Genomic DNA, 22,033 nt, shown 5'->3' with positions numbered 1-22,033 from the left:
CTGGGCGCGTTTTTTTGCGCACGGCGTCCGGGCGATCCGCACGCGCCGCGCCCCGTTCACCCGACGGCGAATTCGTGCGCCGCACCCTCCGCGACCGTTCGCGTCACGGCTACGCCGCGACCAGCGTCGAATACGCGAAAGCGACGCCGCAGCAGAGAAAGAAGATGTGCAACGCGATCTTGAACGCCAGGAGCCAAGACGGGTTGCTTCGCATGCGCGCCTCCGGATCGACGAACGAGCGGACATGATGCGCGGCAATTCGTCACACGAAAATACGGAACCGGCGAAGCGGCGCTCAGGCACAGCCTGAACGCGCCGCGCCGCAATCCTGTTACCGTATCGGCCATTACAACGACAACGCAAGCCCCATGCGATTCGACCTGACCGATCTGCGACTTTTCCTGCACGTCTGCGAAGCCGGCAGCATCACGGGAGGCGCCGAGCGCGCGCACATGACGCTGCAATCCGCGAGCGAGCGAATTCGCGGCATGGAAGAAGAACTCGGCGTCCCGCTGCTGCAGCGCGCGAAGCGCGGCACGCGCGCGACCGAAGCCGGCCGCGCGCTCGAGCACCACGCGCGCGTCGTGCTGCAGCAGATCGACCACATGCGCGGCGAACTCCAGCAATTCGGCGCCGGACTGCGCGGCCACATTCGCCTCCTCAGCAACACCGCGGCGCTCAGCGAGTACCTGCCCGACGCGCTCGCCGAATATCTGCCGCGCCATCCGAAGCTGTCGGTGAGCGTCGAGGAGCGCTCGAGTCAGGAGATCGTCCATGCGATCCGCGGCAAGACGGCGGATTTCGGAATCGTCGCCGATTCGGTCGGCCTCGACGGACTCGAGCAGATGCCGTTTCGCGAGGACTGGCTGATCGCCGTCGCGGCGGTCGACCATCCGCTCGCCGCACGCGAGCGGATCGCGTTCACGGAACTCGTCGACGCCGACTTCATCGGCATGACGGACGGCAGCGCGCTGCAGGTCCACCTCGCCGAACAAGCGAAGGCGCTCGGCAAGCGGATCGACTACCGCGTGCAGTTGAAGAGCTTCGACGCGATCTGCCGGCTGATCGAGCGCGGCGTCGGGATCGGCATCGTGTCGCGCCATGCGGCGCTGCGCGCGCAACAGACGATGCAGATCCGCCTGATCGAGCTCACCGATCCGTGGGCGCACCGCCGGCTGACGATCTGTGCGCGCAGCTTCGACGAATTGCCGAAATACACGCGCGATTTCATCGCGTTTCTCGCGCACGATCCGGGCAAGGGCGAATCGTTCGCGGCTTGATCGCTTGGTCGCCGAATGGCGTTCGCTCGTCGCGGCGCTTCGGCCCGGGGAATCGCCGCGGATCGGCTATGCACCGCGCCCACCACGCGTACGGCGCGGCAAGCATCGCTTGATGGACGATCTGCCGGGGCTCGTTCGGGTCGAGCGAATTGTCAGCTGATCTGTGCAGCAAACAAGCAGAACGGGAAAGACGTGGATTCCGCCGCGTTCGATCCGAACCGCCCGGCGGACGCGAACAGCAAATGCGGTTAGCGGTTAGCGAAGATGCACGGCATCGCGCTGATGAAAAATAAATACGCACACGTATCCGCTTGCTGCCGAGGGGAAAGATGGAGAGGACCCAAGCGCCGCTCGGCGAGACCCAAGCGTTTACCGCGCTAAAGACCGATTGAAATGCACCCGCAACTGCGCACACCGACGCGATTTGTGTCGACGACTCACCAGTGGGTCCGACAAGCTCCGCTGGATGAACCCAACTTCGTCGACTGAACCACCAAGCCGTTCAGCCGGCCAAACGAGCCGGCTGAACGCAAGCCGAAGCGAACCGGCCGCCGGCGGCACGCTCGATCGCGCCCCGCCGCGTGGCCGCCCCGAAATCGCGGTAGGAATGCCCATTACTGAACACCCCCCGCACAGATCCCGGCGTGCCCAATTCGGGCACCGGGCTCCTACCTTGAGTGCTTGACGGCAAAGCGCCGATCCGGCCATGGATGAAGAATGCGAGGTTGAGGGAGCCAGGCGTCCGCGATCCTCTCGACCCGCGTCCACGTCATATGGTCCTTCTGGCTACGGCGCCGGAGCGCGCGCCGCCAGAGATCAACGATGTGGTAGCGGAACGCGCCAAGTGCGCGCGAGTTCGTGGGTACTGCGTGGTACGCGAAGTAGCCGCGCACCACCTGCCCAAGCCATTTCCCTTGCACAGGAATCGGTTCGTGCATGCGTCGCCGAAGCTCCTCCTTGATCTGCCTGAGCTTCGCCCGCATACGATCGCCCCGGGTCTTCCGCTGAAGCTGGAAGGCGCCACGGCGCGATTTGCCGCAGATAAAGATGAAGCCCAGAAAGGTGAAGGTTTCCGGCCGGCCAAGGCCGCGACGCCGGCGGTGGGCCGCCGCATAGCGACCAAACTCCAGCAGCCTCGTCTTGTCCGGGTGAAGCGCAAGCGCGAACTCCTCCAACCGCGAACGCATCGCATCCCAGAAACGCCGCGCGTCGGCTTCATGCTCGAAGCCGACCACTACATCATCTGCGTATCGCAGAATGATGACGTTGCCTTTGGCTTCCCGCCGTCGCCACCGATTGGCCCAGAGGTCAAACACGTAATGCAGATACACGTTCGCGAACAGCGGTGAAACCACTGATCCCTGCGGCGTACCTAGCTCACTGATGCTCACCTCTCCATCTTCCAGCACGCCCGCCTTGAGCCATTTGTGCACAAGACGAATGATGCGTTGATCGCCGATCCGGTGTTCAATGAAACGGACCAGCCATTCCTGGCTGACCGAGTCGAAGAAGCTCCTGAGATCGGCGTCCAGAATCCAGTTCACCGGGGTACTGGTGATCGCTGTTGCCAATGCGTCCAGCGCATCGTGCTGACTGCGCCCGGGCCGGAACCCGTACGAGAAACCGAGGAAGTCCCCCTCGTAGATCGCATTCAGCACGTCAACCACCGCGCGCTGGACGATCTTGTCCTCCAGCGCGGCAATCCCCAACGGGCGCTGCTTACCGTCCGGCTTGGGTATGTACTGCCGTCGAACGGGCAATGCCCGATACGCTCCGCTGTGTACCTGCGCGTGCAAACGCTGGAGATGCTCGTCCAGTCCTGCCTCGTAGTACCGCCATGTCATGCCATCCACTCCCGGAGCCGCATCGCGTTTGAGCGCAAGGAACGACTCCCGGAGCCGGTCGACAGTGACATGGTGCAGTAGCGCGGTGAACCGCTCCTTCTTCCGTTGCCTTGCAGCTTGCCGTACACGTTCCAGCCCCTGTGACACGCTTGCCCGGTTCTGCGCTCGGCGCGTGCTGGACTGACCCGTGTTCCCCTTGGTCCCCGCCCTTCGCTCCACCTGCTCCGCTCCCGGTCTCCCGGCGTTGTTCGCAGGCTTCCTCGCTAATACGGCGGAGTCTGACTTCTCCCGTCCGTTCATCATCGGCTACGGCTCCTCGCCTTCCCGATGCGGACCAGCCCGTGTTGCGACTGGCCAGACGAGAGATCTCCCGGTTCCCGCACAAGGAGCGTCCGTGCGTGCCAGGGTCTCTGACCACGCCGGGTCGTCGAGGCGCTCGCGCTTGCGCGCCCCTTCGTGTTGCCTTCCGCGTTCTGAACCGCGTCGGCACCCGGAATAACACAACTATCGCGGCTCAATGGCTGGCCCACACGCTCCCCTACCGACGCTTCGCCGACCGCCTCGCGGCGGCCTGCGCACGGCTCGGGGCCGATGTGGCTCGCTATACCTTCATCGCAGTGGACTTGCACCACTTACTCCTTGCCGGTCTCCCGGCACACTCAGAACTTGTGGCGGATCGCCGCGCGGACCGCGAACTGGTTCGCCGAAGCCGACGGGCCATCCGTACCGACGACATAGCCGCCGTCCGCGATCGTGCCCGTCTTGTCGCCCGCGACCTTCTGCCATGCGCCTTGCAGGTAGACGTCGGTGCGCTTCGACAGGTTGTAGTCCGCCATCAGGCCGACCGTGTGGTACTTCGGCTTCACGTTGCCCGCGGCCGCGTCGAACTTGCCGTCCGTATACACATATTGCGCGCCGATGAAGAGCGCCGGCGTCAGCTGGTACTTGCCATTGATTTCGAAGTTCTGGAACTTCGTCGCGGTCAGGCCGAGGCCCGTGAACGTCGACGACGGCAGATAGACCGTCGACACCGGATTCTTGATGTCGGCCTTCGTGTACACGAAGCCGACCGTCGCCGGGCCGAACGTGTAGTTGACGCCGCCGCCGAAGATGCGCAGGCGGTCGGCCGTGAAGTTCGCGTCGTTGTCCGCGATTGCGCCGCTCGCGGTCTTGCCCGGATTGTTCGCCTGCAGGTACGCGGCGGCGAGTTGCAGGCCGCCCATCGTGTACGCGGCGCCGATGCTGTACTGACGGTTGTTCGAGAAGCCGGTCGCGTTGCTGAAGCTGTACGTGCCGCCGACTTGCAGGCCGTTCCAGTCCGGGCTCGCGTACTTGACCGTGTTGTTCACACGGAACGAGTTGTCCGTGTTGTCGTTGTCGAACGGGTGCGAAAACAGCGTGCCGCCCCAGTTGCCGTTCGCGGTCAGCGGCGCGAGGTAGTCGACGACCGAGTCATACTGACGGCCGAGCGTCAGCGAACCAAATTGCGTGTGCGACAGGCCGACGAACGCCTGGCGGCCGAACATCCGGCCGCCCTGGCCAAGCTTGCCATTGTTCAGATCGAAGCCGTTTTCCAGCGTGAAGATCGCCTTCAGGCCGCCGCCCAGGTCTTCCGAGCCGCGCAGACCCCAGCGGCTGCCTTGCGCGAAGCCGCTCGCGAGCTGGTAGTTGCTCTTGCCCACGCCGTTGACGTTCACGTTGCTCGTGTAGTTGAAGCCCTCGTCGATCACGCCGTACAGCGTGACGCTGCTTTGGGCGAAAACCGGCGCGGCGAATGCGAGCAAAGCGGTTGCGGAAATGACTTGCTTTTTCATTATCGGTATCTCCAGACTTTGTTTTCGACAACCTCGCACAAGCCAGGCTGCCACGACGCATTTCAAATTTCGGCGCCCCATTTCGGAGCATTTCGAGTGCATCCCGTCTCCGACGGCCCACGTCGCGGGATTGCTGCAATGAAAGAAATACTGTCATGCAAAAAATGCAACGTCCATGTTGGTGCATCACTTTTTTTACATTTCGTTGCGTATTGCCAACTACTGTGTCGGGATTTCGTCAGGATCGTTTGTAACTTCGCGTAAACCCGAAACCCTCGCCTTCGATGGCACAATGCGCGACCATCGTCGTCTGAATCCGATCATGTAGCGATGCCGCCCCCCCATCATGCGTCCCTTGTCCGTCCCCGTTTTCGCCGTTCCAGCCTCGCACCGCGTCCGTCGCGCGTCGCGCGCACGCGACGCCGCATGAACGCCGCGCCGGCCCAACGCTACGCCGAGCTCGACTTCTTCCGCGGTCTCGTGCTGCTCGTCATCGTCGTCGACCATATCGGCGGCAGCATCCTGTCGCGCGTCACGCTGCACGCGTACGCGCTCTGCGACGCGGCCGAGGTGTTCGTCTTCCTCGGCGGCTTCGCGACCGCGATCGCGTACAACTCGCTCGCCGCGCGCCACACCGAGGCCGCCGCGCGCCAGCGCTTCGTCAAACGTGCGTTTGAAATCTACCGCGCGTTCCTGTTCACGGCCGGCCTGATGCTCCTCATCACCGCGGTGCTGAACGCATTCGCGATCGATGCGCCGAACATGCCGACCAACGATCTCGAAGGGCTGCTGCACGCGCCGCTCGCCGCGCTTCGCGACATCCTGCTGCTCAGGCGTCAGCCGTATCTCGCGTCGGTGCTGCCGATGTACGCGTTCTTCGCGCTTCTCGTGCCGCTCGCGCTGCCCGTCGCGCGCAGCCGCGGGTGGTGGCTGCTCGTCGTCGCAAGCGCGGCGCTGTGGCTCGCCGCGCGCAAGATCGCCGGCTATCTGCCGACCGCCGACGGCGCGCCGTGGGACTTCAATCCGTTCGCGTGGCAGTTCCTGTTCGTGCTCGGCATCGTCGCGCGCTGCCAGCCGATCTATCAGGTGCTCGCGCGGCGGCCGGTCGGCTGGTTCGCGACCGCGGCCGCGATCGCCGTCGTCGCGGCGGGCGCGTATTACCGGCTGCGCATCGAGCCGTTCCCGACCGATCCGTCGATCAAGCAGAACCTCGGCCCGCTGCGGCTCGCGAACTTCATCGCGATCGCATGGCTCGCCGCGAAGCTCGTCCATCTCGGCTGGATGCATCGCATCGCGCAAGCGATGCCGTGGATCGGCACGATCGGCCGGCAGGGGCTGCTCTGCTTCGTCGCCGGCACGGGCATCTCGCTGTCGGTCGATTCGCTGCTGTACGCGGCGACGGACGGCTACCTGAATTTGCCGCTCGGACTCGTCGCCGATGCGGCGGCGGTCGGCCTGCTGTACGTCGTCGCGAAGCTGTACGCGCCGCTCGTCGCACGGATGTCGGACTTCGTGCGGCAATCGCGGCTGTTGCAGCCGTTCAGGCCGCCATTGCGCCCGCCGCTGCGCCGGCCGAGGCGCTGACGCAGAAAACCCGCACACGACTGTCATTCGCTGCTGCTAGCATATCGGCGCCCATACCAATTACGCCGTCATGCGCCGATTCGTTTTGTTTCTCGCCGCGCTGCTCGCCGCCGCGCTCCCTCTCGCCGTGCACGCGGCGCCCGTCAGCAGCATCGCCACCCGCACGTTCCGCTCGCAAGCGCTGCACCGCGACTGGTCGTACACCGTCTACCTGCCGGCAGGCTACAACCCGGAGGGCGCGCGCTATCCGGTGCTGTACCTGCTGCACGGCAACGCCGGCAACGCGAACGACTGGATCACGCAGGGCCGCCTGCAGTTCACCGCCGACGCGCTGATCGAGCGCCGGGACATTCCGCCTGTCGTGATCGTGATGCCGCAAGGCGGCACCGATTGGTACGTCGACCGCAAGGAGAAGATGCAGAGCGCCTTCCTCGACGACCTGATTCCCGACGTCGAAGCGCACTACGCGGTGTCAAACCAGCGCGCGGGACGGGCGATCGGCGGCGTGTCGATGGGCGGCTATGGCGCGCTGCGCTTCGCGCTCCTCGAGCCCGAGCGCTTTTGCGGCGCGATGCTGCTGAGCCCCGCGATCTACGCGAACGAGCCGCCCGCCAGCTCGGCTGCGCGCTACGTCGGCGTGTTCGGCGACAAGCAGTTCGATCCGAAGGTCTGGCACGAGCTCAACTACCCGGCGCTGTGGCGCAGCTATTTCGCGCAGCCGCTGCGGCTGCGGATGTTCATCGCGGCGGGCGACGACGACCTGTCGATCCAGGCCGAGTCGAGCGTGCTCTACACGAACCTGCGGCGCGCGCAGAATCCGGCCGCGCTGCGGATCGTCGGCGGCGCGCACACGTGGGACGTGTGGCGGCGCCTGATCGGCCCGGCGCTCAAGTACACGCTCGAGTGCGTGAAGTGAGCGCGACGCGGCACGCGGCGAGATCCCAGGCTGCGCAGCCGACGCTCTTGAAGAATACCGGCGTACCCGGTACGGCCTCGGCGGATGCAGGCGCAGCCGCTTCTTTCGCGCGCAGCGCGTCGGCAAGCGAATGCACGCGCATCCAGTCGACGCCTGCGGCGATCAAATCGCCCGCCTCGTGGCGCGCGCCCGCCGGATCGTCGACGTAGAGCGCACTTCCTGCGATCGTCCGCGCGCCGACCTCGGCCGCGTCGGGCGTAAACGCGCCGACGCCGACGACGAGCCGCCCCGCCCGCGCCGCCTCGTCGTAGACGGGCGTCGCGCTCGTCGTCGACGTGATGATCGCATCGAGCGTATCGGGCGGCGCGTCGCCGTCGATCGGCTCGAGCGTCGGCAGCACCGCGCGCAATCGCTCGCAGAACGTCGCCGCTTGCGCGGCCGTACGCGCCTTCACGCGCACCCGCGAGCCGGGAAACAGCGCGGCGAGCGCGTCGACGTGATGCGCGGCCTGCGCGCCGGCGCCGATCAGCAGCACGTCGCGCGGCGCGGCGGGCAGGAACGTGCGGATCGCGAGCAGCGTGACCGCAGCCGTCCGGCGACCGGTGACAGTCGGGCCGTCGAGCGCGAAGAGCGGCTCGCCCGTCGTCGGATCGACGACGCTCACCTGTCCCTGGATCGTCGGCCGATCGCCGCCGCGATTGCGCGGACACACGGTCACGAGCTTGTGGATCGCGAGATCGGACGCCGACGCAGGCATCGACAGCATCACGCCGCCTTCGTTGAGCGGCACGATGAGCCGCGCCGGGCTCGCGATCCGGCCGTCGGCCGCGTCGAGCGCGGCCGTACGCAATGCATCCACCAGCTCGGCGAACGGCGTCAGTCGCGACGTCTGCGCCGCGTCGAAAACCGCTGTCGTCATCGTTTGTCCTCCTGAAGGGAGCGTCGGCTTCGGGTTCGTGGGTCCGTTCGGGGGCTTTTCTGGTTGTTCGGTGTTGCTCTTCGGCTTCGTGCTCTTGCGGCGTCGATCAGTCGTCTCGGCTACTTGGCTACTTGGCTACTTGGCTACTTGGCTACTTGGCTACTTGGCTACTCAGCTACTCAGCTACTCAGCTACTCAGCTACTCAGCTACTCAGCTACTCAGCTACTCCAGTATCGACGATCAGCGATGATCCGCAAGCAGACGGCCGCCGCCGCCGTCGCGGCCGGTCGGCGCTGCCGCGAGCCCAATGCGCGATTCCGGCGACGCGGCGCACGTCGCCGTCATTCGCCGTCATCGGGCACGCCGAGCCCCAGCGCATCGATCACTTCGCGCGCATTGCGGAACGCCTCGACGGCCGCGGGCGCGCCCGCGTACAGCGCGCTGTGCAGCAGCACCTCGCGGATCTCGACGAGGCTCGCGCCGTTGTTCAGCGCACCGCGGACGTGCCCCTTGAGCTCGTGGCCGCGGCCGAGCGCCGCCAGCATCGCGCACGTGCACAGGCTGCGCGTCTTCAGATCGATGCCGCCGCGCTGCCACGTGCTGCCCCACGCATGCTCGTTCAGCCAATCCTGCAACGGCCGCGAAAAGCCGTCCAGGTTGCTCATCGCACGCTCGACGAAGGCGTCGCCCATCACCTGCGTCCGGCGCGCCTTGCCCTGCTCGCGGTCTGCTTCGCTCATGCTGCGCCTCTCTCGAAAGGGATGTTCGTAGTGGATTCCGGGTCGTCTCAGATGCTACACGGCTTCGATCCCGGCGCCGGCGCTTCGCGGTCGAGGTTTTCCCCCATTGCGGGGCCCCCTTGGCGGCGCGCTTCCGTCCGGCGCGCCGCCAGATGTCGCGCGAGCAAATTCCGGATGGTCAATGAGTCACATCACGAATATCCAGTAGGCAAATCGACAGCCGCAGCCTAGACTCATTCGATGCCGCGCGCTGCCGGCGCCCTGCGCCCATCGCCGCGCCCCCCGTGCGACGACGGGCGAACGCCCGTGCAAGCGCACGCCGCACAGGCCGACGACGACGGCTTGCGCATTGCGTCGCGCGTCGCGCGAATGCCGAAGACAGGATATCGAAGACATAAATCAGGAGATCCGACCTTGGATGATGCCGATGCGCGCCGCGTGACTTCGTTCAATCATGAAGGACTGACTTTCGACGTCGTCGATACGGGCCCGATCGACGGCAAAATCATCGTGCTGCTGCACGGCTGGCCGCAGACGGCGAAGTGCTGGGCGCGCGTCGCGGCCGCGCTGAACGCCGACGGCTACCGGACCGTCGCGCCAAACCAGCGCGGCTACTCGCCGGGCGCACGCCCGCACCGGGTCGCCGCGTACCGGATGCCGCACCTCGTCGGCGACGTCGTCGCGCTGATCGAGCGGCTCGGCGGCGGCCCGGTCCACGTCGTCGGCCATGACTGGGGAGCGGCCGTCGCCTGGGCGCTCGCGGCCCAGCACCCTGCCGCGGTGCGCACGCTGACGACCGTGTCGGTGCCGCACTCGGGTGCGTTCATGCGCTCGATGCTGAGCAGCGACCAGTTGTTCCGCTCGTACTACATGGGCCTCTTCCAGTTGCCGAAGCTGCCGGAGCTGTTCGTCACGCGCGGTCGCAAACTGTTCGAGAAAATGCTGACGCGCACCGGAATGACGCGCGACGAAGTAGACGCCGTCTATACCGACATCGTCGACGCGGGTGCGCTGACGACATCGCTCAACTGGTACCGCGCGATCCCGCTGACGCCGCCCGGCTATCTGTCCCGCAAGGTGTCGGTGCCCGTGCTGCACATATGGGGTGCGCGGGATGCGGCGTTGTCGCGGCGCGGCGCCGAGCTGGCGCGGCACTTCGTGAGCGGCCCGTACCGGCTCGAGGTGCTGCCGCACGCGACCCACTGGATTCCCGAACACGACGCCGACAAGCTCGCCGCGCTCATACGCGAATCGATCGCGATGGGGCCTGACGCAGCGCCCGGCGATCTCGCCGCCGCGCCGGCGAACTGACTGTCAATCTCGGATCGGCCGATTCGCGCCGAGTCCGGAACAGCGCGCGTTTGCTCACGTGAGGCGCGGCGGCGAGTCGATCGGCGCGCGACGCTTCTGCGCGCGTGCGCGTGCGTCGCGCATCGCCTTGATCGCGCCGACGCATCGGCCAATGGTCGGCGAACCGTTCCTCCGCCGAACGAGCCAATGAAGCCTCCGCGATTCGGCGCATCGGGACATCACGAGACCCGCGCGCCGCCAACCGCGCACGCACGCGCGACGGGCCGGACGCCCGTTCCCGACGCGTCCGCTCAGTCCGCCACGTCGATGCCCGCCCGCTCCGTCGCCCGCGTCGACTGGATCACGACGAGCGTATCGCCCGCCTCGATCCGGCACGGCGGATCTTCGTAGAACGACAGGATCTTGCCCGCGCGAGCCAGCCCGACGACGAGCGCGCCCGTCACCGCATTCGACAGGCAGCCGATCTCGTGCACGGCGGCCGGCCGCTCGACGAGCGTCGCGCGGCCGCGCGTCGACAGCATGTCGTTGACGAACGGCACGATGTAGCGGCTCTCGACCGCATCGGCGAGCAGCAGCGCGCCGATCTTCGTCGACGACACGATCACGTCGGCGCCCGCCTGCCGCAATTGCCGCTGGTACAGGTTCTCCTGGATCCGCACGACGATCTTCGTATCGGGCGCGATGCTGCGCACCGACAGCGTGAGCAGGATCGCGGTCGGGTCGTCGGTAACCGAGATGATGACCGCCTTCGCGCTGCGCACCTGCGCCTGCTTCAACAGATCCTCCTGCGCGGGATCGCCGCAGAGGCCCGTCACGCCGAGCGCCGCGGCCGCCTCGAGCGCCTGCTCCTGCGAGTCGATGACGATCAGTGTCGCCGGATCGACGCCGCTTTCGAGCAGTTCGCGCACGGCGATCGAGCCGCTCAGGCCGTAGCCGCAGATCACGACGTGGTCGCGCAGATTCTTTTGCAGGCGCTTCATGCGGAAGTCCTCGATGACTCGTTGAATCACGAATTGATAAGCGGTGCCGAGAAAGATGAACCAGATGCCGATGCGAATCGGCACGATGAAGAACGCATCGATGAGGCGCGCACGCGCGGTGACGGGCACGATGTCGCCGTAGCCGACCGTCGCGACCGTGACCATCGTGAAATAGACGAGGTCCGCGATGCTCATCGGCGCGCTCTTCGTCGAGTCGCGCAGGCCGTCCCGATCGAGATACAGCACGAGGAACGCGAGCATGCACAGGCCGATCACGAGCGCGAGGCGAAACACCAGCGTGCGCAGCGGCGACGCGGCGGGCCGCATGAACAGCGTGCGCGGACGCGGCGCCGTCCACGGCGTGCGCGCCTTGCGCAGGCGAAAGCGCAGCGACTTGCGGTAATCGGAAGGCGATGCCAATGATTATCTCCAGAACCGGGCGTCGCGATTTTACGCTGCCGGACGACGCCGCGCGCGGCGGAAACCGTCGTCGCGCACCGCACGTCGTGCTCGAACGCGCGCTATTTGCCGATGTTTGACGCCCGCCGCATCGCCGGCATCGCCCGCAGCGGCGCGGCTGTCATGCTCGCCGTCGCGAACGGTCATCGACGCTACAGCATGCTTCTCGGCCGCCGCATCGTCCCGTCGACGAAACGCGCCGCGCGAAACGCGGACAGATCGACCGACGTCGCGCCGGTATCGACCCACTCGGCGAGCAAGCGGCCGACGATCGGCCCCATCGCGAAGCCGTGCCCGGAGAACCCCGTCGCGATCGCGAGTCCGTCCGGCGCGCGCGGCGCGTCGATGACGGGAATGCCGTCGGGCAGCACGTCGATGAGGCCCGCCCACGCCTCGACGATCTGCGCGTCGCGCAGCGCCGGAAAAATCGTCTTCAGCTTCGCGAGCGCGCGCGGCGCATGCGCGGGATTCGGCTGCGGATTCGGATCGCGCGGCTCGATCGCGGGCGCACCGCCTGCGATCCGCGTCGTCAGATCGCGCCACGCCGCGCCGTTCAGATGAAAGCGGAATTTCTCGCGCTGCGTCCAAAGTTCGGGCAAGAAGACGCTCAGTCCGCGCAGGTGGCCGAGCGTGACGTCGACGTCGACCTGCATGTCGTCGGCGAGGTTGATCGCGCCGTTCGCGCGCTGCCGGATGCCGAGGCCGTGTCCCCAGATCGTCGATGCGGACACGGCGGGCAACGCGTTCGTGCGCATGCAGGTGCCGCGCACCGCCTGCTGCGGCAGCCGGATGCCGACGCCGTCGAGCAGGCAAAAGCTCGTCGCGCCGGCCGCGCAGATCACGCGCCGCGCCTTCACGACGCCGCGCTCGGTCACGACGCCCGTCACCGCGCCGCCCGACGTGTCGATCGCAGTCACGCCGCAGCCTTCGAAGAAGCGCGCACCGGCTTCGACCGCGCGTGCGGCGAACGCCGCGGCAACGCGGCGCGGCTCGGCCTGGCCGTCGCTCGCCGTGTAGAGGCCGCCGAGCGCGGGTGCGGCGAGGCCGCTCGCGTGCGTGTCGATCTCCGCGCGCGTGAGCGTGCGTGTGTCGAGCCCGTGTGTGCGCGCGACGTCGATCCATTGCACGAACGACGCCCAGTCGTCGTCGTCGTCGGCAATATAGAGACAGCCGCCCTGCCGCCATTCGAGATCGACGCCGAGCTCGCGCTCGAGGCTTTCCCACAGGCGCATGCCGGCCATCATCAGCGGCACCTCGGCGGCCTCGCGGCCCTGCTGGCGCACGAAGCCCCATGCGCGCGTCGATTGCTGTCCCGCAATGCGGGATTTGTCGAAGACGACCGCCTTTATTCCGCGCAGCCCGAGATAATAGGCGGCCGCGCAGCCCATGATGCCGGCGCCCGCGATCACGACGTCGGCCTGCGTGGGAAACGGCTCGTCGGCGCGCGCGAGCGTCTTGTGAAGCGGATAGGTTGTGGTCATATCGGAAGTTCTGGCGAAAACGCCATTGGCGAAAACCCGTCACAGTAACCTCACGAAACACCTTTCACAGAAAAACGCACACTAGTGCGCAGAACGAACTTTATATTTGCGGTAAAGTTATCCCTTCCACGCGTGGCCGGTCGGCTCGCTTCATCCGGTGGCATCGAACGATGCCGTACCGTGCGCCTCAAGGCGCTCCCTTCTGAATCACTCGATCCGATCCGTTCCCGCAGTATGGCCAACGAAGCAAACACCACGGATGCCCTTGCCGTCGCCGAGCGCGTACGCGAACTGATGACCCGTCACGGCATCGGCAAGCGTCAGCAGACGACCGAGCTGTGTCGAATTCTCGACCTGAGCTTTTCCCAAGGGCATCGCAAGCTGCGCGGCAGCAGTCCCTGGACGCTCGCGCAAATCAAGAAAGTCGCCGAAGCCTATGGCGAGCCCGCCGCGCAGCTATTCGGCGCGCAGGCCCTCGATCCCGGCATGGTCGGCGCATGCGCGCAAGACGCGGTGCTGTATGCAGGCATCGCCGAAATTCCGTGCACTGCGTGGATCGGCGGGCTGCTCGACGCGGGCGCGCGTCCCGAGTTCGTCGCCTACGAGCAGCAGGGCCGCTGGCGCGTGCTGCGCCACACGGGCGTTCTCTATCAAAACGCGTACGACGTTCACAAGATCGAAATCTATCCGCGCCGCGCGGAAAGCGACAAGCTGCTCGTCGCCGTGATCGACGCCGACAGCGTGAGCGCCGGCGAAGTCTGCCGCTATCTCGACGAGCAGGGTTTCGTGACGGCCCGCTTCGGCAGCGTCGGCGCCTTCGTCGACGCGCTGCAAGGCCAGGCGTTCGACGCGGTCGTCACCGAATGGATGTTCGACGGCCGCACCGCCGCCGATGCGATCCAGGCCGTGCGCGCGTCCGACAATCCGGGCGCGCCGATCTTCGTGCTGACGGGCGACCTGCTGACGGGCCGTGCGAGCGAGACCGAAATCAGCGAGGTGATCCGCGTGTACGACGTCGTCTGCTACGAAAAGCCTGCCCGCATGGCGATCCTGAGCGCCGATCTCGCGAAGCGCCTGTCGCGCGCGTGACGATGGCGGCGCGCGGATGTCGGGCATCAGCGCGCCCCCAATCATCTATATTTATCGGGGTGAATGACATTGCACAACGAGGAATAGTGAAGCACTGTCAATAACTTAAGTGTATTGAGCAGGTGAAAGCAATGTAATGCAATTGACCGGCATTAGCTCCCTTGAGCTTGTCCCGCGGGAGCCCACATCCCGCGGTTTCGACGACGCTGCAATCACCATTACGACGCTTCACCAGCGGTTCACTTTCGTTCGTCTCTTCGATCCATACCTGACGGCGTCCTCTCCGCCATTTCCTCAACGCTCACCACCAGGGCCCTTTACCCTCGCGGCTTGAGGTGGTTTGTGACCTGCGCCTGCGCGCCGATCGCGAGGGGCCTACCCTCATCTTCGATAAAGTACCGCGTCAGCCAGTACTTCAGCTTTCGCGTTCCGGACACACGGGGGCCGTGGCGGAGAGACCTTCGGGTCTGCCGGTTCAGTTCATCGTTCCTGGTCTTCCAACTCCGTTATCGTGCCCGCCCACCCTCGTTTTTTCGTCGTCGTCGGCGCGGGCTACTCCTGACAAGAGAGAGCCAGTGCGTGACGCAAGACGACCAATCCACCGCGACCGACCAATCTGCTGCGACCTTTGGCAGGCGCTACGGCAAATTGAACCGCGATATCGCGATACTCGAAAGCATCGTCCAGCATGCAGTGGAACCCCGTCAGGATTTTGCAACCCTGTTTGCCCGCATCATCGCGCACTACGCGACGCGCGCAGAGATGTCCACCGAAGACCGGCAATGGGATTGTCAAATGGTCCTGAGGCAAACCCTTGGTTTCGTCTGACGTAAGCTACAATCGCGCGAGCGACCCCGGTCGCCATGGCTGACCGTCCTCGTGTCACTTTCTTGACGGTCGAACCGCAGAGAAAGGATAACGAAAAATGGTACTCAGACCATCCACGCTCGGGGAACTGAAATATCGCGACCTCTATGAGGCCGTCCACCGGGGAATGCTTCAGCGTGACCGGCTGTTGATGCTGGACACCCCGCTCGGCAAAAACGCTTTGATTCCATTGCGGGCGCGCGGATCGTCCGGCATCGGCGGCGACTACCACTGGACGGTCGATGTTGCATCGCTGAACGACGACACCGCGTTGCTTTCGTTGATGCACCACCCCGTTACCCTTTGGATTCAGCAGCGGACTACGCTGTATGCCGATCCGGTTTATCGTCCGGTGCACGGCTTTGTGCATCAGGTCAGCTATCTGGGCGGGGACGGCGGTCTATCAACGTACCAGCTCGAATTTTCCTCTGCCCTGATTTTCCTGAGCTATTCCCGCAACGACGAGGGATGGCTCGAAAAAGATGCGCGCGAAATCATTTCGGAAATACTCAATCGGTATCCGCAGCTTCGGGGACGGTTCCGCTTCGATCTGACGCGTGAGCCGGTTGTGCGCTCGTGGTGCCGGCAAAGCGAGTCCGACCTGCATTTTGTACACCGCCTTCTCGAAGAAGAAGGTTGGTATTTCTATTGGGTACATGAGCCAACGAGCGAAGGCGAGCCGCCAAAGACGACGCTCGTCATTCTGGATGGCGTGTCGTCACTGCCGGAGGCAAAACCAGCCGAATACTATCGTGGCAATACCGACCACGAGGCCGACGGGTTCACGCAATGGGTGATCATGCAGACGATGCAGAGCCTGCAATTCATATCCCGCTCGTTCGATTACAAACGGCCAGCCTCGCATTTTGAGGCGAGCAGCGCGTTGCCATCGACGACCTATGTAGAAGACGATGGGCGACACAGGTACATACGTGGCATTCCGCGCGCTCCGATGACGATCTACGAGCCAACTGCCTACGGTTATGCCGACACGGACAGCGGCGAGGCGCGTGCGCATCGCCGCGTGCAAGTCTGGGAATCACACGCGCGCCGGTATTTCGGCGTCAGTGGTCTACGGTGGCTCGATGCGGGATTACGGTTCACCTTGAACAACCATCCGCGCCATGCGGACAGTGACCCGAAGAAGCGGGAATTCCTCGTGATCGAGGCGCGCTGGTTTATCGAAAACAACGTGCCGATTGGTCAGCAGGTGACCGAATATCCGCGTAGTCTGCGTGCGACACTGGCCGAGCAGCAGGCGGTACATGATACGCATTTCACGACGCCGGGGCACGTGCAGGATGGCACGACGGGCTTCTTCGTGATGGAGGTTGAAGCGCAGGAGACGAGCGTCGAATATCGTAGCCCGCTTGTGCATCGGAAGCCGCCGATGACGATTGAGCATGCCATCGTCGTCACGCAAGAAGGGATGGAGGCGTGGACGAATGAACGCAATCAGGTCCGCGTGCATTTCGCGTGGGACCGGAAGAATCCAGACGGCACGTTCGGATCGTCGCCGCTGCTGTCGGCCATGCAGGCCGATACGGGTAACGGCTATGGATCGGTTCACGTGCCGAGAGCCGGCGAATGGGTTCTCGTCGCTTATTGGGGAAACGATTGCGACAAGCCGTTCATTTTGGGGCGCGTCAACGGCGGCACGACCCCTTCGCAATGGCATTCGAATGTTCTGCTGTCGGGATTCCAGTCGCAAGGGTTTGGCGGCACGGGCGCATACAACGCATTTGTCCACGACGACGCCACGCATCAAAGCGGCACGCGGATCATCAGCTACACGGGCAAGAGCTATGCTGCACTGATGCAAGGCTATCTGATTCAGCAGGACGGCAACACGCGCGGCCGATATCTAGGTTCGGGCTTCGCACTGCACGCAGACGAGTTCGGTGCGGTTAGCGCGAGCAAGGGCTTATCGATCAGCACGCATGCGAAGGGCTACGACGACGAGCAAATGAGCGCAGACGAGGCGCGAACCCAGTTGCAGCAGGCGGGAATGCTGGTCGAGTCCCTATCGAGTGCGAGCACGACCGCGCAGGCGGAAACCCTGCAAGCGGGCCAAGACGCGCTCAAGGGGCTATCGAAGGAGATTCAGTACGCGGTATCAGGCTCAACGTCCGGCGGCGTGACGGCCGGCGGCGGCACGGGCAACGCGAACGGATTTGCGCAGCCCAACATTCTGGTATCGACGCCGAAAGATCTTGCACTCGTGGCGGACCGATCGGCCCATATCGTTGCCGAAGGCGAGGCGAATATCGTCAGTAACGGCAATACCCATGTTGCGACGGGCAAATCGATGATCGTGGCGGCCGCGGAAAAACTCAGCTTCTTCGCGCAGAAATTTGGCGCGTTCTTTGTCACGGCGAAAGGCCCGATCAAGCTGTCGGCCAATACTGACGACGTGAGTATCAACGCGGGCAAAGACGTGATGATGAAGGCCAAGCGCATCGTGCTCGATGCCGATGAAATCTGGATCAAGGCCGGCGGTTCGTACACTCGGTGGACGGCTGGCGGAATCGAGGACGGGACACAAGGCCCGCGCACGGTCAAGTCGGCATCCTTCAGCCGTCAGGGGCCGAGTTCCGTCGCTCAGCACCTGAACAGCTTGCCGCAGGCGAAATTCAATGATCCATACGTACTGCGAAATCAAATCACGGGCGAAGTGATGAAAAACCATCCGTACGAGATTGTGCGCGGCGACGGCACACGCATCAAAGGCATGACGAACGAATTGGGACACATTGCCGAGCAGAAGAACGAGGATGTCGAGTCGCTGAAACTCCACGCTTTGCGCCCTACTCCGAGTGCGGACGACACGTCAGCATGACATCCAACATCAAACGAGATGATTCAAGTGAAACGCGATGAGCGATAACCAAACTGACAACGCGGGCGGCGGTGCGCCGTCCGATGGCGATCCTGCCGAGCAAGAGGTCGTGCAGGTGATGGGGCGCACTGCCCCGGATGGATCGTCGTACGGCCACTTTACGTTGACGCCAGCGAGCGACACGCGCAGCAAGGAATTGTTGTGCGACGTGCGACCCATCATTCCGGTGATCTTCCTGCCGGGCGTCATGGGCTCGCTCTTGACGAACACCGATACCGGCGACGAGATGTTCTTCGCACCGAACACGGACGGGATGCTGGGGGACTTGGGCGCACTTCCCGCGCTGCTTGGATTGTGGTTCAAGGGCTCGTCCACGCGCGAAACGCAGTTCGATCCGACCAAGGCGGCAGTGACGCCGCATGGGCCGATCAACGTCGGCAAACATGGCAAGAACGATAGCCCGGAGCAGTACGTGGACGAGGCGGAAGCGCGCCGTCGGGGCTGGGGGTCGATACATCGGACCAGCTATCACCCGGTTTTGGCTTGGCTGGAAGAACAACTCAATCGGCCGAAGTTCATGGGGAAGCCGCATGGTGTTTGGGTGACGCCCGACCCAACGGGTAAGACGTGGGCGCTCAAGCCGTTGCTTGGAACCGAACCGGCCGACTATGGGGCGATTGAAGCAGGGGCGCAGGGCAAGGGGCAAGCGATCGATGCCGAATCGGACGCGTTTAATCGCTTTATCAAGTACCGATATCGGGTCTATGCGATTGGCTATAACTGGCTGCAATCGAACGAGAAATCCGGATTCGACGTCGTGAACGGCTCTGATTACAAAGATCCGAAGACCAAGAAGATTACGCGCCTGATGGGGATCAAGGAAATCATTGCGGAGAACCATACCGACAAGGCGATCATTCTGACGCACTCGATGGGCGGACTGGTAGCGCGGATGGCGATCGCGATGCACGGTGCGGGGAACCTGATGTATGGGGTGTTTCACAACGTCTTGCCCGCAACGGGTGCGCCGATTGCGGCGAAGCGGTTCAGGACCGGAGCCGGTAACGAGGGCGTGTTGAAAGGCTTCATCAACGGCAGCTTGGTCGGGAACAACGCGGCGGAGTTCACGGCGGTTGCAGCGAATGCACCGGGGCCGTTGGAGCTATTGCCGATGCCGGATTATCACAAGGGCGAGCCGTGGTGGATATTTGCGCGGATCAATGGTGATCCGGTAATTCAGTTACCGAAAGACGGCAATGCGTACCGCGATATTTACGCGAATTCAAAGTGGTATGGATTGGTCCCTGATCCATCGTTGCTCGACCCGGCTGGAATTGTAAAAGCGCGGCTTGATATTAATAATAAAAGTAATAATGTGGCTGAAAATTTCGCAATGACAATAAAAGATATCGTTGACAAACAAAATAAAATTAAAGATACGTACCATGAAAAAACATATGTTGCGTACAGTGATGGTGGCTTGAAGCCAAAATGGCAATCCGCATCGAACGATGAAAAAGGTAAGCTAATCATAGAGCCGGGCGAGAAACTTGAAGATCTATTGGGGTGGGGCACAGTAATCTGGACTGGGAATTTGCCGTCTGATGTGACGGAAGAAGAACTGCGTTCAGCGACTTTCTTGCATGTCGATCCCAATTCGGATTCCGGTAAGGGAAACCTGCGAATCTATCTGGAGTCGCGCAAGCTGACCGTCGAATTCGAGGTGCAGAAAGTGGCGAAGCTTCCTCCTGGTAGCACCACGACCGATCCTAGCAAGAATGGCATCGTTCCAGGTGACGGCACGGTGCCTGTATGGTCGGCGGAAGCCCCTGCAAGCAGCGCAAGTGGCGGTGCGGCTCCAGGTGTACAAATGGTATTTGCTCAAGGTGGCTACGAGCATCAGTTCAGCTACAACCATCCATGGACCCGATGGGCATTGCTCTATAGCATTGTACAAATTGCGCACGAGGCGCCGGAGCCGTCATGCTGACTCGTATTGCACGAATTCTGATTGTGGTGGCGGGCGTGTGCGCCAGTTCGATAACCTACTCCGGGGAACCGACAATGACCAATCCTTTGTTGTCCAAGCCGCGTCCGTGGTGTGTCGGCCGCTTTGTGTTCGATCGCCCCGCGACGAGTGAAATTTCGAACCAGCGATACGAGTTCCGCGGTGAAAAATTGGAGACAAAATATAATGTCTCATTTGATTCGTATCAAGCCAAAATAAAGGCACGAGAAAAAGAACTGCACACAAAGAAACGATTCGATCCTGGAAATAGTAGTAAGGAAACGAATCATGTATGGCTGGAGCAGGCATTCTCGCCGACGAAAAATTCTAGAGTTTTTGTCTTTCTGGACGCCTATACCGAAGGTGTTCGGTTGCCATTTGATACGGAGAGTTTTGTATTTGATGGAGGCACGTTGTTTCACGCTACGGGTAGGATTGGATCGGCAGCAATCGGGAAAGCGGAAGATATTTATAACGATACGATACGTCGCATCAAGGCACGCGATAACTGGACGGTGCCGACGGATTCGGGCTTCTGTTTCGATGGCGGAATCGTGACAGGTTCGTCCACGTACACGGAAGAAGTGAGCCAGTCCTTCGCTCTAATGCCGGGACGTCCGGCGTTACTGGTGATCCAGATGCGGGAGTCCATCAGTCAGGATCAAGGGAAACCCTTGACCAAGACCTTACCCGAACTCCGTGCGCAGATGGATCGGGTTGCCGGCGGTGGGAGCTATCGAATCTTGCGCCAAGGCAAGCGCACGGTGGGCGGAGTGGACGGCGAGGAAGTACTGTTCGAACTGAAGGATGGCCCGATTACGTCGTATCGTTTCTACCTGCTGGCTCCGGGCGACCCGAGCACGCTCGCGAGACCGCATACAGCAATCCAATTGTTGCTTGGTGCTCCCTCTCCCGACCTGCCGCCGGATCAGGCAACATCGCCCGTGGACGAGGCTGGCGCGCTGCAAACGTGGGACACGCTGCTGAATAGCTTGCGATTGCGTCCGGGCGCGGTCTGAGCGAGAACGAGATGCGGCGATATGACATTGTGAAAGGCGACCTGACGACAGTCGGCGGCATCGTCCAAGGGGGCGATGGAGGCGATCTGCTGAATGGTCGCGAACAGGCATATGAGCACGACCCGGTGTCGTGTCCGGTGTGTAAAACCGTCGGCAAGATCGCGTGCGATGGCCCACGGATTTCGAGCACGGGACCGGATGGGCGGCAGGTGGCGCTAAGCGACGATCTTTGTATCTGCATGTGTTCGCCGCCGCCGAAGCTCGTTGCATCTCAAACAGTTTCGCATATCGAAATCTGAGGGAGGCAGGCGGCGGATGCGCACGGTAAGGCGACGAGTTCGTCAGCGCAAATGCCGTCCTCGTCCGGACGCGATACATGAAACGGGACGCACCTGCCCAGCCGCACAAGTTGTTCGGAGGAAACCTGACGTAGAAATCGATGCTCGCCGCTGCCAGATAGCGGCTCATTATGATTTTTCTGAGCGTCTTTCGACCGTGTGCAATCCCAGCGAGGGCCGTCAGGAGGGGTGTCACCAATGTACAGGTGGACTCATGATGATGGTTCGTGGTGCACTTCGTCATAAGCCTTTGGCTGGCAGGTTGCTTCGGATTTGGTTACATGTTGGTTACTTTGGGGCTTCTGACGAGAAGCATCGCGCCCCATGCGCGAGCGCATCGGCGGCGGCATCCTGCCTCTTTCCACGTCGCCCGATTTCCGCGCCGCCGACGATATGTCGCGCCGATCCGCGCATTCGCCGCGCGCGCCGGGCGCATTCGCCGCGCACATCCGCACACATCGATCCCCCCCATGCGCCCGATCGTTCGTTCGACTCGCATCGCGTCCCGCGAACTGCGGCGCGCCCCGTCCCGCACGCGCCTGCG

General features: G+C 63.5%; 16 protein-coding genes. 10 read left to right on the top strand and 6 right to left on the bottom strand.

Features of this window, described 5'->3' with window-relative positions; translation table 11 throughout:
* The first annotated feature begins 368 nt into the window (after positions 1 to 368).
* Positions 369 to 1,280 carry a LysR substrate-binding domain-containing protein gene (locus WS70_RS24105; protein WP_059597697.1) on the top strand — a complete coding sequence of 304 codons (912 nt, stop codon included), beginning with the start codon at positions 369 to 371 and terminating at the stop codon, positions 1,278 to 1,280.
* Between the two features lie 668 nt (positions 1,281 to 1,948).
* Here WS70_RS24105 and ltrA read toward each other — a convergent pair.
* On the bottom strand, positions 1,949 to 3,427 hold the full coding sequence (gene ltrA, locus WS70_RS24100; protein WP_108034046.1) for a group II intron reverse transcriptase/maturase: 1,479 nt from the start codon (positions 3,425 to 3,427) through the stop codon (positions 1,949 to 1,951).
* Between the two features lie 356 nt (positions 3,428 to 3,783).
* The gene (locus WS70_RS24090; RefSeq protein ID WP_059473970.1) at positions 3,784 to 4,938 is read right to left on the bottom strand and encodes a porin; all 1,155 of its coding nucleotides are present in this window, start codon (positions 4,936 to 4,938) and stop codon (positions 3,784 to 3,786) included.
* Positions 4,939 to 5,364: 426 nt separating this feature from the next.
* Here WS70_RS24090 and WS70_RS24080 point away from each other — a divergent pair, with 426 nt between their 5' ends.
* Both WS70_RS24080 and WS70_RS24075 read left to right on the top strand, forming a co-directional pair.
* Positions 5,365 to 6,522: an OpgC domain-containing protein gene (locus tag WS70_RS24080; RefSeq protein WP_059598458.1), complete on the top strand. Its 1,158-nt coding sequence runs from the start codon at positions 5,365 to 5,367 to the stop codon at positions 6,520 to 6,522.
* Between the two features lie 70 nt (positions 6,523 to 6,592).
* Positions 6,593 to 7,438 (top strand): alpha/beta hydrolase, encoded by an 846-nt coding sequence (locus WS70_RS24075; RefSeq protein ID WP_059598459.1) that lies wholly within the window; start codon positions 6,593 to 6,595, stop codon positions 7,436 to 7,438.
* Here the strand turns inward: WS70_RS24075 and WS70_RS24070 are convergent.
* Both WS70_RS24070 and WS70_RS24065 read right to left on the bottom strand, forming a co-directional pair.
* Positions 7,410 to 8,357, bottom strand: a complete 948-nt coding sequence (locus WS70_RS24070) for a delta(1)-pyrroline-2-carboxylate reductase family protein (RefSeq protein WP_059473967.1) — start codon at positions 8,355 to 8,357, stop codon at positions 7,410 to 7,412. The two genes, WS70_RS24075 and WS70_RS24070, sit on opposite strands and share 29 nt — an antisense overlap.
* A 342-nt stretch (positions 8,358 to 8,699) precedes the next feature.
* Complete coding sequence (locus tag WS70_RS24065; RefSeq protein WP_059473966.1) at positions 8,700 to 9,098, bottom strand: carboxymuconolactone decarboxylase family protein; 399 nt, start codon at positions 9,096 to 9,098, stop codon at positions 8,700 to 8,702.
* A gap of 369 nt (positions 9,099 to 9,467) precedes the next feature.
* On the opposite strand from WS70_RS24065, the gene WS70_RS24055 reads away from it, so the two are divergent.
* On the top strand, positions 9,468 to 10,409 hold the full coding sequence (locus tag WS70_RS24055; RefSeq protein WP_082716580.1) for an alpha/beta fold hydrolase: 942 nt from the start codon (positions 9,468 to 9,470) through the stop codon (positions 10,407 to 10,409).
* A gap of 290 nt (positions 10,410 to 10,699) precedes the next feature.
* Here the strand turns inward: WS70_RS24055 and WS70_RS24050 are convergent, their stop codons facing one another.
* Entirely contained in the window at positions 10,700 to 11,809 is a 1,110-nt protein-coding gene (locus WS70_RS24050) for a potassium channel family protein (RefSeq protein WP_059473964.1), read from the bottom strand.
* 191 nt (positions 11,810 to 12,000) lie between these two features.
* Positions 12,001 to 13,329 carry an NAD(P)/FAD-dependent oxidoreductase gene (locus WS70_RS24045; protein ID WP_059598460.1) on the bottom strand — a complete coding sequence of 443 codons (1,329 nt, stop codon included), beginning with the start codon at positions 13,327 to 13,329 and terminating at the stop codon, positions 12,001 to 12,003.
* 234 nt (positions 13,330 to 13,563) lie between these two features.
* Between WS70_RS24045 and WS70_RS24040 the strand changes: the two genes are divergently transcribed.
* From WS70_RS24040 to WS70_RS24010, 6 genes are all read left to right on the top strand, one after another.
* Positions 13,564 to 14,418, top strand: a complete 855-nt coding sequence (locus WS70_RS24040) for a helix-turn-helix domain-containing protein (RefSeq protein ID WP_059473962.1) — start codon at positions 13,564 to 13,566, stop codon at positions 14,416 to 14,418.
* Positions 14,419 to 14,997: 579 nt separating this feature from the next.
* Positions 14,998 to 15,246: a hypothetical protein gene (locus tag WS70_RS24030; protein WP_059598461.1), complete on the top strand. Its 249-nt coding sequence runs from the start codon at positions 14,998 to 15,000 to the stop codon at positions 15,244 to 15,246.
* A gap of 97 nt (positions 15,247 to 15,343) precedes the next feature.
* Positions 15,344 to 18,124 (top strand): type VI secretion system Vgr family protein, encoded by a 2,781-nt coding sequence (locus WS70_RS24025; RefSeq protein WP_059598462.1) that lies wholly within the window; start codon positions 15,344 to 15,346, stop codon positions 18,122 to 18,124.
* 37 nt (positions 18,125 to 18,161) lie between these two features.
* Positions 18,162 to 20,114, top strand: coding sequence for an esterase/lipase family protein (locus WS70_RS24020; RefSeq protein ID WP_059598463.1), 1,953 nt, complete (start codon positions 18,162 to 18,164; stop codon positions 20,112 to 20,114).
* Positions 20,108 to 21,151 carry a T6SS immunity protein Tli4 family protein gene (locus WS70_RS24015; protein ID WP_226382958.1) on the top strand — a complete coding sequence of 348 codons (1,044 nt, stop codon included), beginning with the start codon at positions 20,108 to 20,110 and terminating at the stop codon, positions 21,149 to 21,151. The genes WS70_RS24020 and WS70_RS24015 overlap by 7 nt, the downstream gene beginning before the upstream one ends.
* Before the next feature lie 11 nt (positions 21,152 to 21,162).
* Positions 21,163 to 21,450, top strand: coding sequence for a PAAR domain-containing protein (locus WS70_RS24010; RefSeq protein ID WP_082716563.1), 288 nt, complete (start codon positions 21,163 to 21,165; stop codon positions 21,448 to 21,450).
* The last annotated feature ends 583 nt before the right edge of the window (positions 21,451 to 22,033 follow it).

Origin of the sequence: Burkholderia mayonis (genome assembly GCF_001523745.2) — a bacterium.
GTDB lineage: Bacteria > Pseudomonadota > Gammaproteobacteria > Burkholderiales > Burkholderiaceae > Burkholderia > Burkholderia mayonis.
The sequence above is the reverse complement of the archived record's forward strand: the minus strand, read 5'-3'. Positions and strand labels throughout refer to the sequence as shown.